This window comes from Arthrobacter sp. Y3223166 (assembly GCF_059090935.1).
Genome location: NZ_JBNHGE010000005.1, coordinates 20,111 through 33,715, shown reverse-complemented (window position 1 = coordinate 33,715; position 13,605 = coordinate 20,111). Strand labels below are relative to the sequence as shown.

At 68.0% G+C, this 13,605-nt stretch carries 10 protein-coding genes; 7 read left to right on the top strand and 3 right to left on the bottom strand.

The window, feature by feature from the left end; translation table 11 throughout:
• Positions 1-117: 117 nt before the first annotated feature.
• From AC5RUH_RS04395 to AC5RUH_RS04380, 4 genes are all read left to right on the top strand, one after another.
• Positions 118-1,338 (top strand): ROK family transcriptional regulator, encoded by a 1,221-nt coding sequence (locus tag AC5RUH_RS04395; RefSeq protein WP_494127999.1) that lies wholly within the window; start codon positions 118-120, stop codon positions 1,336-1,338.
• Positions 1,339-1,485: 147 nt separating this feature from the next.
• Entirely contained in the window at positions 1,486-2,766 is a 1,281-nt protein-coding gene (locus tag AC5RUH_RS04390; RefSeq protein ID WP_494127998.1) for an ABC transporter substrate-binding protein, read from the top strand.
• Positions 2,767-2,858: 92 nt separating this feature from the next.
• A complete protein-coding gene (locus AC5RUH_RS04385) occupies positions 2,859-3,764 on the top strand; it encodes a carbohydrate ABC transporter permease (protein ID WP_494014426.1) in 906 nt (301 codons plus the stop codon).
• Entirely contained in the window at positions 3,764-4,648 is an 885-nt protein-coding gene (locus AC5RUH_RS04380; RefSeq protein WP_494014427.1) for a carbohydrate ABC transporter permease, read from the top strand. The genes AC5RUH_RS04385 and AC5RUH_RS04380 overlap by 1 nt, the downstream gene beginning before the upstream one ends.
• Positions 4,649-4,720: 72 nt before the next feature.
• On the opposite strand, the gene AC5RUH_RS04375 is transcribed toward AC5RUH_RS04380, so the two are convergent.
• Entirely contained in the window at positions 4,721-5,290 is a 570-nt protein-coding gene (locus AC5RUH_RS04375; protein ID WP_494127997.1) for a hypothetical protein, read from the bottom strand.
• Positions 5,291-5,448: 158 nt separating this feature from the next.
• Between AC5RUH_RS04375 and AC5RUH_RS04370 the strand changes: the two genes are divergently transcribed.
• Positions 5,449-6,540, top strand: a complete 1,092-nt coding sequence (locus AC5RUH_RS04370; protein WP_494127996.1) for a Gfo/Idh/MocA family protein — start codon at positions 5,449-5,451, stop codon at positions 6,538-6,540.
• Positions 6,541-6,678: 138 nt separating this feature from the next.
• Here AC5RUH_RS04370 and AC5RUH_RS04365 read toward each other — a convergent pair whose 3' ends face one another.
• Positions 6,679-8,907: an NADP-dependent isocitrate dehydrogenase gene (locus tag AC5RUH_RS04365; RefSeq protein WP_494127995.1), complete on the bottom strand. Its 2,229-nt coding sequence runs from the start codon at positions 8,905-8,907 to the stop codon at positions 6,679-6,681.
• A 320-nt stretch (positions 8,908-9,227) separates the two neighbouring features.
• Positions 9,228-10,904: a bifunctional phosphoribosylaminoimidazolecarboxamide formyltransferase/IMP cyclohydrolase gene (purH, locus tag AC5RUH_RS04360; RefSeq protein ID WP_494127994.1), complete on the bottom strand. Its 1,677-nt coding sequence runs from the start codon at positions 10,902-10,904 to the stop codon at positions 9,228-9,230.
• 131 nt (positions 10,905-11,035) lie between these two features.
• Between purH and AC5RUH_RS04355 the strand changes: the two genes are divergently transcribed.
• The gene (locus tag AC5RUH_RS04355) at positions 11,036-11,860 is read left to right on the top strand and encodes a hypothetical protein (RefSeq protein ID WP_494127993.1); all 825 of its coding nucleotides are present in this window, start codon (positions 11,036-11,038) and stop codon (positions 11,858-11,860) included.
• Positions 11,861-11,955: 95 nt separating this feature from the next.
• Entirely contained in the window at positions 11,956-13,602 is a 1,647-nt protein-coding gene (locus AC5RUH_RS04350) for an AAA family ATPase (RefSeq protein ID WP_494127992.1), read from the top strand.
• Positions 13,603-13,605: the final 3 nt, after the last annotated feature.

Here is a 13,605-nt window from a genome sequence, read left to right as displayed (position 1 = left end):
TCTACGCTCGGGAAAAGCCGGCCGGATCGGTGGCAAGGTTCGGCCGCACACGGGCCGCGCCGAGGCAGTTGCGTTAACTTCTTGACTACAAGGCGGCACTGCCGCACGCTTTTCTGTATGCGAGCCGATCACCCGTCCACCCTCGAGGCCCCGCAGCCTCCGGTGCCGCGCACACCCCAGCTCCGGCCGGGGTCCCAAAGCGCCCTGCGGCGGCGGAACAGCCAACGGGTCCTGCAGGCGCTGATGTCACGCGGCCCGCTTACCCAGGCCGAACTGTCCCGGCAAACGGGGCTGTCCACCGCCACGGTCTCCAACATCGTCAAGGCGATGGCCGACGACGGACTTGTCAGCACCGCGCCCACCACGAGTTCCGGCCGCCGCGCCCTGTCGGTCCTGCTCGACGGCCGTGGCGCGGTTGCCGTCGGAGTGGATTTCGGCCGCCGGCACGTGCACGTGGTGCTGGTCAGCCTCGACCACCAGGTGCTCGCCGAAGGCGCCGTCGAATTGCCGCTCGGCCACGGGGCCGAGCAGGGCATCGACACCGCCGCCCGGCTGGCGCAGCGGCTGTTGGATGAAAACTCCGTTTCCCCCCGGGCCGTGATCGGGGTGGGCGCAGGCATACCGGGCCCGATCGACCGGAGGACCGGCACCGTGATCCACGGTGCCATCCTGCCCGAATGGGTGGGCATCAACCTGCTGGCCCGCCTGCGGGAGAGGTTCGGCACCGACGTCTTCGTGGACAACGACGCAAATCTGGGCGCCCTCGCCCAAGTCAGCTGGGGCCCCTACCAGCACGCGCAGAACCTTGTCTTCCTGAAGATCGGATCCGGGATCGGGGCCGGCCTGGTCCTCAACGGCAAGCTCTATTACGGCCATGTCGGCGTCACGGGCGAGGTAGGCCATGCCACGGTCGCCGAACACGGCATCATCTGCCGGTGCGGCAACCGCGGGTGCCTGGAGACGGTGGCCTCCACCTCCACCATGATCGATCTGCTCAGCCGCGGCCGCGGCGAGCCCATCGGCACCGAGGACATCGTCCGGATCGCACTGGAGGGCGACCCGGCCGTCCTGCGCGTGATCGATGATGCGGGCCTGGCCGTGGGACGCGCCCTCGCCAACGTCTGCAACCTGCTCAATCCCGAGGTCATCGTGGTTGGCGGTTCTCTGACGGGCCTCGGCAGCATCCTGCTGGACCCGATACGGCGCGGGCTGCTGCGCCACGCGGTTCCGGTCGTCGGAGAATCCACGGAGTTGGCGATGTCCACCTTGGGCAGCCGCGCCGAGGCGTTGGGCGCCGCGACGCTGGTGCTTCAACAGGCCGAGCTCCTCGTCGCCTAAGCACGGACGGGACCTTCCCGGGGTCGTCTTTGCGTTCAACTCTTGACGACAAGGTGTGTGACGGAGTTAACTTCGGTACTAAGCCACACATCCGTGTGCGGGTCTTGCCGACCCCGTGGCCATGACTGCTGATTGATGGAGGCGTTTATGCGACGCAAATCTTTGCTCGCCGGCGTTGCGGCCGCGGGTTTGCTCCTGTCCGCGTGCGGCGGCGGAAGCGCGGTGGACGAAGCCAACCCTGAGGAAGCGTCGGGGTCGGTAGGAGTCTTCACCTGGTGGGCGGACGGTTCCGAGAAGGTCGGGCTGGATGCGCTGGTGGAAATCTTCACCGAACAGTATCCGGAGCTGAAGTTCGACAACCTTGCCGTCGCCGGCGGCGCGGGCAGCCAGGCGAAGAGCGTGCTGGCGGCCAACCTGAAGTCGGGCAATCCGCCGGACTCGTTCCAGGCGCATGCCGGAGCCGAGCTGCAGGACTACATCGCCGCCGACCAGCTCGAGGACCTGACCTCCTTCTACGAGGACGCGCAGCTCAACGAGGCGTTCCCCCAGGACCTGCTGGACCGGCTGACCGTCGAGGGCAAGATCTACTCCGTGCCGTCGAATATCCACCGGGCCAACGTGGTGTGGGCCAACGTGGACGTGTTGAAGGACGCCGGCCTGGATCCGAACAGCCCGCCGGCCGATCTCGACGCCTGGTTCGCGGACATGGACAAGATCAAGGAGGCGGGGAAGACCCCGCTGGCCGTGGCCGGAACCTGGACCCAGGTCCAGCTGTTCGAGAACATCCTGCTCGCCACCCTTGGCGCCGAGGGCTACAACGGGCTCTGGGACGGCACCACCGACTGGTCCGGCCCCGACGTGACCGAGGCCATCGAGAACTACAAGAAGACCCTCGACTACACCAACTCCGACCGGGACACGCTCAGCGACTGGGGTCCGGCCACCCAGCTGGTGGAGGACGGCGCCGCCGCCTACAACGTGATGGGCGACTGGGCCGAAGCCAAGTTCGCGCAGGACGGCAAGAAGCCCGGTGAGGACTACGTCTACTTCCCCACCCCGGGCACCGACGGCGTCTTCGACTTCCTGGCCGATTCGTTCACACTGCCCAAGGGTGCTCCCAACCCGGCCGGTTCCGAGGCCTGGCTGACCACCATCTCCAGCGTTGAGGGCCAGCAGGCATTCAACGCGGCGAAGGGCTCCATCCCGGCCCGCACCGACGTGCCGTCCGACGAGTTCGGCGAATACCAGCAGAGCGCCATCGAGGACTTCTCGTCCGACACCATCGTGTCCTCGCTGGCCCACGGCGCCGCCGTGCCGGTGGCCTGGCTGAACGAGCTGAGCACCGCCGTCAGCAAGTTCGGCGGCCCGCAGGACGTGGCTGCCCTGCAGGAATCCTTGGCGTCCATCGCCGAGAAGTTCGGGCAGTAAGCCAGGACGCCCCGGAAGGGCGGGCGCGGCACCACCACCGCGCCCGCCCTTCCATGTCACACCGGCGTGTACGGCGGCACTAGGAGAAGTCCATGTTCAAGAAAGTGAAGACCTGGGGACCGGGGCTGGCCCTGATCGCCCCTACCCTCATCCTGCTGGCGGTCTTCGTCTACGCGTTGATCGCGGAAAACGTCCGCATCTCGATGACCAACCAGCACACGGCCCGGCCGTCGTCGGAATTCGTCGGCCTGGAGAACTACCTCCGGCTGTTCGGGGACGCAGATTTCCAGCACGCACTGCGCAACCTGCTCCTGCTGACGGTGGTGTTCCTGGCCGGCACGCTGATCTTCGGCTTCCTCTGGGCCTGGATCCTGGAGCGGCCCGGCGCCGGCGAGGGGCTGTTCCGCTCGGTCTACCTCTTCCCGATGGCGGTGTCCTTCATCGCCTCGGGCGTGGTCTGGCGCTGGCTCCTGTCAAGCCTGCAGACCAGCGAGCCCGGCGGTGAGCGTGCCACAGGCCTGAACCGGCTGCTGGACAGCACGGGGCTCGGCTTCCTGCAGAACAGCTGGTGGTCCGATCCCAACTGGGGCATTGCCGCCATCGCCGTGCCGGCCATCTGGCAGCTCTCCGGCTACGTGATGGCCCTGTTCCTGGCCGGATTCCGCGGCATCCCGGAAGAACTGCGCGAGGCGGCGCGGATCGACGGCTGCAGCGAGTGGAAGCTCTACCGTCACGTGATCTTTCCGCAGCTGAGCCCGGTGATGCTCTCGGCTGTCATCATCATCGGCCACATGTCCTTGAAGCTGTTCGACCTGATCCGGGCGATCGTTCCCGACGCCAATACCTACGACATCCAGGTCCCGGCCACCATGATGTGGGTCAAGTACATCGGCAGCGACTACGCCGACTCGGCCGCCATCGGCACCATCATGCTGGTGCTGGTCGCGCTGGTGGTCGTCCCGTACCTCGTCTACACCTCGCGGCAGGAGAAGCGCTGATGGCCACTGCAACCGTCCCGCCGCCCGTCGAGGTTGCCCGGCCCCGGCCTGCGGCTCCCCGCACCGGCCGGCAGAGGATGAACCGGACGCTCAAGTACTCCATCCTGCTGCTGTTCGTGTTTGTGGTGCTGATTCCGGCCTACGTCCTGTTCATTACCAGTTTCAAGGGGCCGTCCGACGCCGATCCCTCCACCGCGTGGCTCTTCCCGACGACGTGGGAAACCGCGGGATGGGCCAAGGCCTGGGACACCCTGGGCCCGGCGTTGGGCCGCACCTTCGCCATGGTCATCCCCGCCTCGATCATCTCGGCCCTGCTCGGATCGATGAACGGGTTCGTGCTCTCCCGCTGGCGCTTCCCCTACGCCAACGTGGTCTTCACCCTCATCCTGTTCGGCATGTTCATCCCGTACCAGGCCGTGATGATCCCGCTGACCCAGCTGATGCAGGGTCTCGGAGTGCCCAACGGCATCCCCTCGCTGCTGGTGCTGCACATCGTTTACGGCCTGCCGATCTGCACCCTGATCTTCCGCAACTACTACGAATCCGTGCCGGCCGAGCTGATCGAAGCGGCGCGCATGGACGGAGCCGGGCTGCTGCGCACCTACGCCTCGGTGATCCTGCCGGTCTCCGCCCCGGGCTTCGTGGTGGTGCTCATCTGGCAGTTCACCTCCGCCTGGAACGACTACCTGTTCGCGGCGTTCTTCTCCTCCGGCTCCAACGGCCCGGTCACCATCGCGCTGAGCTTCCTGGCCGGCGGACAGCTGACCGACTACGCCGCGTCGATGGCCGGCGCGCTGATCGCCTCGCTGCCCACCCTGCTGGTCTACATCATCCTGGGCAAGTACTTCGTCGGCGGCCTGATGAGCGGTTCCGTCAAGGGCTGAGCGGCTCCCCCAACAACACCTGGCGCCTGCCTCCCCGGGGGAAGCAGGCGCCAGGTGTTCTTGTGATCGGGCCTAGATGTTGTGGCTGCCGCCCTCGCCGCGGCGGGTGTCGTCGGCAGCCCGGGCGCCGTCGTTGCGCGCGTCATCGACATGCCGGCCGCCGTCGTCGCCGTACCCCGCGGCCGCGTCTACACCGCGGTCGGGGTCGGCGTCGCCGCGGTGGGCGCCGCCGTCGTGCTTGCGGTCTTTCCGGGAGTCCCGGTCCTTGGTGTTGACGTCCGGGTCCAGGTCATCGGCGCGGCGCAGCTTCTCGTCGCTCTCCTGCTGGATGCCCTGGGCGTCCGCCTGCCGCTGCTCGGCAGCCTGGCGCAGGCGGTCGGCTTCAATCTTGGCACGCTCGGCTTCGACGTCCGCCCGCTGGGCCTCGGCCTGCGCCTGGGTGGCGTCCGCCTGGCGCTCCCGCGCCTCGACTGAGGACACCTGCGCTCCCTGCCGCAACTCCGCTGCCTCCCTGCGGTTCTCTTCCTGCTTCTCGAACTTCCGCTTGGTGTTCCGCTTCTGCGCAAAGAAGACAATGACTCCGATGATGATCAGGAGTACAACTATCGCGATGATGATTCCGACGATCATGCCTGTATCCATGGTGCGGGCTCCTCCTCGTTGTGGCGAAATTACTGAGCCTGCTTACTTTGTACCATCGATAGGTCCACATCGGTAGGGCAGGGACACGCGCGGCAGGACGGGACAAAGGGCAATCGGTGCCCATGGACGTCCCGGCCGCCGGCCGCCAAGATGGAGCCATGGGACAACCGCCCCGGATCGTTACCCCGCCCTGCGCCCGGCCCGGCGCCCCGGATCCGCGCGCAGCCACCGGCCGGAAACTGCGCTGGGGCGTGGTCGCCACCGGGACCATCGCCACCCGGGTTACCGAGGACATCGCCCGGCTGGAGGATGCCGTGCTGCAAGCGGTCAGTTCCCGCCACCAGGCCAACGCGGTGGCCTTCCAACGGCGTTTCGGCTTCGCCACTGCCTATTTCGACGGCGATGCCGGCAAGGGCTACGACCAGCTTTTCGCCGACCCGGACGTGGACGTGGTCTACGTGGCCACTCCGCACGGCCAGCATTTCGAGATCGCGGGACGGGCGCTGCAGGCCGGCAAGCATGTGCTGTGCGAAAAGTCCCTGACCATCAACGCCCGGGAAGCCCTGGAGCTGACGGAACTGGCGGCCGCGCGGGGACTGTTCCTGATGGAGGCGGTCTGGACGCGCTTCTTGCCGATCATCAACCGCGTCTGGGACATCCTCGCGTCCGGCGAACTCGGCGAGGTCCGCTGGCTGCAGGCCGACCTTGGATTCCCGGCGGTCTACGACCCGGCTGCCCGGTTGTGGAATCCGGCAGCAGGCGGCGGAGCGCTGCTGGATCTGGCGGTCTATCCGCTGACCTGGGCGCTGGGCACCCTGGGCTTCCCGCAGACGGTGGCCGCCTCCGGGCAGGTCAACGACGACGGCGTCGACGCCCAGAACGCCATGACGCTCAGCTACGGTTCGGGTGCCCAGGCGCAGCTGGCGTGTTCGTTGCAGGCCGCCTCGCCGCGCACGGCCACCGTCGCCTGCACTGGCGGGTGGCTCCGCAGCAACGCGCCGCTGCATAACCCCACCGAGCTGGCGGTCCAACCTCATTTGGGCCAGCCGCGGGTGGAAACCTTCCCGAGCGTCGGCCGCGGCTACGTTTTCGAGCTGCGCGAAGTCACCCGCTGCGTCCAGTCCGGCCTGCTGCAGAGCCCCACCATGCCCTGGGCGGACACCGTGGACACCATGCGGCTCTTCGACGGGGTCCGCGCCCAGCTGGGGGTTAGCTATGCCAATGACCGAGCGGTGCCGGTGACGGACTGAGCCGGAGAGCAGCGGGCCGACGCGGCGGCAGCGGACCGGCCCGGACAGCACGACGGCGGACGGCGCACCTTCCCGCGGGAGGTGCGCCGTCCGCCGTCGCAACGGGGTGGCTGCTGCCGGACGGGCGCCCGGCGCCGCCTACTTCTTGCCGGTCAGCGTGGCCACGATGCTGTTCAGCGTGGCCGACGGGCGCATGACCTCGGCGGCCTTGGCGGCGTCCGGCCGGTAGTAGCCGTCCAGGTCCACCGGGGATCCCTGCACGGCGTTGAGCTCGCCGACGATGGCCCCTTCGTTCTGGGCCAGCTCGGAGGCAACGCCGGAGAAGGCCGCAGCCAGCTCGGCGTCGGCGGTCTGGTTGGCCAGTTCCTGCGCCCAGTACAGGGCCAGGTAGAAGTGGCTGCCCCGGTTGTCCAGCTCGCCGGCCTTGCGCTTGGGCGACTTGTTTTCCAGCAGGAACGTGCCCGTGGCGGCGTCCAGCGTGTCGGCCAGGATCTGCGCGCGGGCGTTGCCCGTGGAGGTGGCCAGGTGCTCGAAGGACACGGCCAGGGCCAGGAACTCGCCGAGCGAATCCCAGCGCAGGTGGTTCTCGGCCAGCAGCTGCTGGACGTGCTTCGGAGCGGAGCCGCCGGCACCTGTCTCGAACAGGCCGCCGCCGTTGATCAGCGGGACGATCGAGAGCATCTTGGCGCTCGTGCCGAGCTCCAGGATCGGGAACAGGTCCGTCAGGTAGTCGCGCAGCACGTTGCCGGTCACCGAGATGGTGTCCTCGCCCTTGCGGAGGCGCTCCAGGGTGAAGGCGGTGGCCTTCTCCGGGGCCATGATCTCGATCTGCAGGCCGTCGGTGTCGTGGTCCTTGAGGTACTCGTTCACCTTGGCGATCAGGTTGGCGTCGTGGGCGCGGGTTTCGTCCAGCCAGAACACGGCCGGGGTCTGGCTGGCGCGGGCGCGCGTCACGGCCAGTTTCACCCAGTCGCGGATCGGCAGGTCCTTGGTCTGGCAGGCGCGCCAGATATCGTTCGGGAACACCTGGTGCTCGATGAGCACGGTGCCGGCCCCGTCGACTACCTGCACGGTGCCGGCGGTCTGGATCTCGAACGTCTTGTCGTGGCTGCCGTATTCCTCCGCCGCCTGGGCCATCAGGCCGACGTTGGGGACGGTGCCCATGGTGGTCGGATCGTAGGCACCGTTGGCGCGGCAGTCGTCGATAACCACCTGGTAGATCCCGGCGTAGGAGCTGTCCGGCAGCACTGCCAGCGTGTCGGCTTCCTGGCCGTCCGGCCCCCACATGTGGCCGGAGGTGCGGATCATGGCCGGCATCGAGGCGTCCACGATCACGTCCGAGGGAACGTGGAGGTTGGTGATGCCCTTGTCGGAGTCCACCATGGCGATGGCCGGGCCCTCGTCCAGGCCCTTGTCGATCAGTTCCTGGACGCCCTTGCGGTCCTCGGCGTCCAGCGCCGCCAGCCCGTTCAGGATGGCGGCCAAGCCGTTGTTCGGGCTCAGGCCGGCAGCGGCAAGCTTGTCGCCGTAGGCTGCGAACAGCTCGGAGAAGTAGGCCTTGACCACGTGGCCGAAGATGATTGGGTCGGAGACCTTCATCATGGTGGCCTTCAGGTGCGCCGAGAAGAGCACGCCTTCTTCCTTGGCGCGGGCCACCTGGGCGGCCAGGAATTCGTCCAGGGCGGCGGCGCGCATGACGGTGCCGTCGATGACCTCGCCGGCCAGCACCGGGAAGGCGTCCTTCAGGACCGTGACGGTACCGTCCTCGGCCACCAGCTGGATCTTGATCTTGTCGTCGGCCGGCATGACCACCGACTTCTCGTTGGAGCGGAAGTCATCGGCGCCCATGGTGGCCACGTTCGTCTTGGAGTCGGCGGTCCAGGCGCCCATGCTGTGCGGGTTCTGGCGCGCGTAGTTCTTCACCGACAGGGGCGCGCGGCGGTCCGAGTTGCCCTCGCGCAGCACCGGGTTGACCGCCGAGCCCTTGATCTTGTCATAGCGGGCGCGGATGTCCTTCTCCTCGTCGGAGGACGGATCGTCCGGGTAGTCGGGCAGCGCGTAGCCGTGGCCCTGCAGCTCCTTGATGGCAGCCTTCAGCTGCGGCACGGAGGCGCTGATGTTCGGCAGCTTGATGATGTTGGCTTCCGGCTGCTTGGCCAGTTCGCCCAGTTCGGCCAGGGCGTCGCCGATCCGCTGCTCGGGGGTGAGGTAGTCGCCGAAGACGGCGATGATACGGCCGGCGAGCGAGATGTCGCGGGTCTCCACTTCCACACCAGCCGTGGAGGCGTAGGCCTCAACGATCGGCAAGAACGAATAGGTGGCCAGCATCGGCGCTTCGTCGGTGTGGGTATAGATAATCTTGGCCATGGGTGAGGCGTCTCCCTGCAAAAGTGGGTCTCTTTGGTTACTCAACTCCTCCAATTTACCCGAGGAGGGCAGCCGGGCGCCGGTTGAAGACGCGCACACCGCAGATCGCGAGGACGACGGGAAGCCGCCGTGCCGCAGAAGCCACACGCGTCCGGACCGGTCCCGCGCCCGGCACGACGGCGGTGCACCGCCTCCCGAGGGGCGCGACGCCTGGCGGCCGGTGCCGGGCACGCCGGTTCCCTTGAACCTGCGCCCCCGGCACCCTGCCGGCAAGGATTTTCGCCCGTTGACGAGGCCCCGCTGCCCAGCGGGGGGACCGGTCAGTGGAAGAAGTGGCGTGCCCCGGTGAAGTACATGGTGATGCCGGCGGCGTTGGCCGCTGCCACCACTTCTTCGTCCCGGACCGAACCGCCGGGCTGCACTACGGCACGGATGCCGGCATCGAGGAGGATCTGCAGGCCGTCGGCGAACGGGAAGAACGCGTCCGATGCCGCCACGGCACCGCGGGCGCGCTCGGGCGCTCCGGAGCCTTGCACATTGGCCGCTCCCCCGGCAGCGTCGGCCCCGCCGTCGACCGCCACGCCGAGCGTATTGGCCCGCTCGACGGCCAGGCGGCAGGAATCCAGCCGGTTGACCTGGCCCATGCCGATGCCCACCGCGGCGCGGTTGGCCGCGACCAGGATGGCGTTGGACTTCGCGGCCCGGACAGCGCGCCACGCGAAGGCCAGATCCGCCAAGGTCGCCTCGTCGGCGGCCTCGCCGGCGGCCAGCGTCCAGTTGGCAGGGTCGTCGCCGTCGGCGTCGATCCGGTCGGAGGCCTGCAGCAGCATGCCGCCGGAGACCTGCTTGTACTCGACCGTGTCCCGGGCAAAGCCGTCCGGCAGGACCAGCAGCCGGATGTTCTTCTTCTTCGACAGGATCTCGACGGCCTCCGGCTCGAAGCTCGGGGCGACGACCACCTCGGTGAAGATGTCCTTGACGGTATTGGCCATGCCCGCGGTCACCGTTCGGTTTGCGGCGATGACGCCGCCGAATGCGGACACGGGGTCGGTCGCGTGGGCCTTCGCATGCGCATCCGCAATGGGATCGGCGGCGCCCGGGGACGCGACGGCGATGCCGCAGGGGTTGGCGTGCTTGACCACCGCGACGGCCGGCTCGGCGAAGTCGAAGGCCGCGCGCACGGCGGCGTCGGCGTCGACGTAGTTGTTGAAGCTCATCGCCTTACCGTGCAACTGTTCGGCCTGCGCGATGCCCGGCTCGGCGCCGGTCTCCGCATACAGCGCGGCGGCCTGGTGCGGGTTCTCACCGTAGCGCAGCGACTCCGAGCGCTCCAGTGCCAGGCCGGCGTACGGCGGGAACGCCGGTGCCGCCTCGACGGCCTCGGCGTCGTCGCCGAACTGCTCGGCGGTCCACTTGGCCACGGCGGTGTCATAAGCGGCGGTGTGGGCGAAGGCCAAGGACGCCAGCCGGCGGCGGGTCTTCAGGTCGAACCCGCCGGAACTCGCCGCCTCCACCACGTCCGCGTACGCGGCGGGATCCACCACGACCGCCACGGACGGATGATTCTTCGCCGCGGCCCGCACCATCGAAGGGCCGCCGATGTCGATCTGCTCCACGACCTCGTCCTGGCTGGCGCCGGACCGCACGGTCTGCACGAACGGGTAGAGGTTGACCACCACGAGGTCGAAGGGCTCGATCTCGAGGTCGGTGAGCTGCCGGACGTGGTCATCGAGGCGGCGGTCTGCCAGAATGCCGGCGTGAATGCGCGGGTGCAGCGTCTTGACCCGGCCGTCCAGGCACTCGGGGAAACCGGTGATCTCGGAAACCTCGGTGACCGGGATGCCTGCGGCGGCGATCTTCTTGGCCGTCGAACCGGTGGAAACGATGCCGACCCCGGCGCTGCGCAGCCCTTCCGCCAGCTCCTCCAGCCCGGTCTTGTCGTACACCGAGATCAACGCGCGGCGGATGGGAACACGGTCAAGCTGCTTCAGGCTCACACAAATCTCCAAGGAAGAATGGCTTCGGGGATGCTCCAAGTCTAGCGTCGGGCTTCTGCGGGGCACCGAGTGTGAAGCGGATCCGCGGTGTGGGTAACCTCATGGGGACATACAAAGGAGAACAGCACAACATGTCGGCACCGATGACTGAGGACGCGGCACTGCGGATCGGTCGTTTTTCGCTCGTGGTCTGGCTGTTGGGTCTCCTGATTCTGTGCGGTGCGCTCGGCTTCGCCGCCCCCCGCCTGCTGCCGCACCTTTTCACCGCCGCGGCCGCCTCGGGTGCCGACCCCGGTCCGGCGGCCGAACCGGCGGCAGAGAACGCCCCGGATCCCGCGCCCGGCGTCGCGGAAGCGACCGGCGCCGGGGAAGCGACCGGCACGGCGGCGGCGGCGGCCGGGGAGGGAACCGTGGCAGAAGCCGGCGGCCCCGGCAGCTATGCAGGATCCGGCAACGCGGTCCTCGGCTACCAGCGGCCGGCCGGTTACGACGGTCCGTTCGAGATCGTCATCGACAGCGGCGTGGATGCCAGCGTAGCCGTGGACGACCCGGAGAACCCCGACTGGCCGGTCCACTTCCTCTACAACTCCGGCGACCGGGACGAACCCTCGGCCGGTCTCCTGGCCACCGCGCGGGAAGAATTTTCACTGCATGTCGAGGCGGACGGCGACTGGCGCCTGGAGGTCCGCCCGGTCGCTTACGCCGTACCGGAAGACGGTAGGGTCGCCGGCTCCGGCCCTGCCCTGGTGCGCTACGAGGGCGATGAGGTACTGGCCGAATTCACCTACACCGGTGACGCCAACATCGCCGTCTACACCTGGCAGGAATCGCGTCGAAACCTGGTGGTCAACAAGATCGGCACCAGCACCACACGGTTCTCCTGGCAGCCGTACCCGGTGACGTATTTCCTGGTGGACACCAGCGAGGGCAGCTGGAGCCTGGACATCGGGCGCTGAGAACTGCGCCAAACCCGCGGCCAAAGCGCCCAGTCCCTGCAACTGTGCCTAAAGTAGAGCCAGATCCCGATTCTGTTCCTTAAGGGGAGAGACCCATGTCTTTTGCTGAAACGCTTGACCAAGCGTTTAAGGCCCGTATCCCCGTGTTGTATGTCGAAAGCCATGAAGAAGCACGGGTGCACGCCGAAGTGCTCAAGTGCGCCGCCGCGCTGCGCACCCCGCGCCCCGTCTGGACGTGGAACGCCAGCAGCGGGCTCCTCTCCCCCAGCGACGGCCAGCAGTCCAACACCACGGCCCCGGCGCGTGCCCTGGACCGGGTGCTCGGCGCACACGATCCGGGCGTCTTCATCTTCTTCGACCTGCACGCCTACTTCGGCACCGACCAGCGCCCGGCGGACCCCGAGGTGGTCCGGAAGGTCCGCGAGGTCTCTGCCGCCTTCCGGCAGGGCACCACCGGTCGGGTGCTGATCATCGTCGCCCCGGTGCTGCGCATTCCGCCCGAACTGGACAAGGCCGTCACGTTGGTCGACTTTCCGCTGCCCAGTCATGACGAAATCAAGGCCATGCTGGCGCACATGATCAGCCAGAATTCCGACGGCGGACGGATTAAGGTCAGCCTGGGTGAAGCCGACCAAGAGAACATGGTGCAGGCGGCCCTGGGCCTGACCATGGCCGAAGCCGAGAACGCCTTCGCGCGGGCGATGGTCGACGACGGCGAGCTGACCGCGCACGACGTGCACGTGGTGCTGGACGAGAAGCGCCAGACCATCCGCAAGTCCGGGCTGCTGGACTACGTGGACGTGAACATCAGCCTGGACGAGGTCGGCGGGCTGAACAACCTCAAGCGGTGGCTGGCCAAGCGAAAGGGATCCTGGCTGGATGCCGCTGCCGACTTCGGCCTGCCCGCGCCCAAGGGCGTGCTGATCACCGGCGTGCCCGGCTGCGGCAAGTCCCTGACGGCCAAGGCGATGGCGTCGGCCTGGGGGCTGCCGTTGCTGCGGATGGACATCGGCCGGGTCTTTTCCGGCCTGGTCGGCTCCAGCGAACAGAACATGCGCAACGCCATCGCCACCGCCGAAGCCATCTCGCCGGCGATCCTGTGGATCGATGAGATCGAAAAGGGTTTCACCGGCACCAGCGGCGAGGGGGATTCCGGAACCTCCGCCCGCGTGTTCGCCTCGTTCCTGACCTGGATGCAGGAAAAGCGCCATCCGGTTTTTGTGGTCGCCACCGCCAACAACATCGACCGGCTGCCCCCGGAGTTCATGCGCAAGGGCAGGTTCGACGAAATTTTCTTCGTCGATCTGCCCAGCGACGCCGAACGCCGGGTGATTTGGCAGATCCAGATGGCCGGCAAGGGCACCGCCGCCAACCAGCTGCACGCCGTCGCCAACGATCCGGCCGCCGTCGGGCTCCTCGCCGATGCCTCGGAAAACTATTCTGGTGCGGAAATCGAACAGGCGGTCGTCGCCGCGCTTTTCGATGCCTATGCCGAAGACCGCCCGGTCCGCCTGGACGACCTGCAGCGGGCCGTCGCCAACATGATTCCGTTGGCCATCACGCAGGCCGAGGAAGTGGGCGCCATCCGGCAGTGGGCTGCCTTGCGTGCCGTCGGTGCCACCGGCAGCGAGGATCTGGACGCGGACATTCGACAGCCGATCGACGCGGCGCCGCCTGCCGGTGGCCTGCCCGCCGCAGCCGCCGGGCAGCCGGTACGCGGCGGCCGCACCGTGGACTTTTAGACA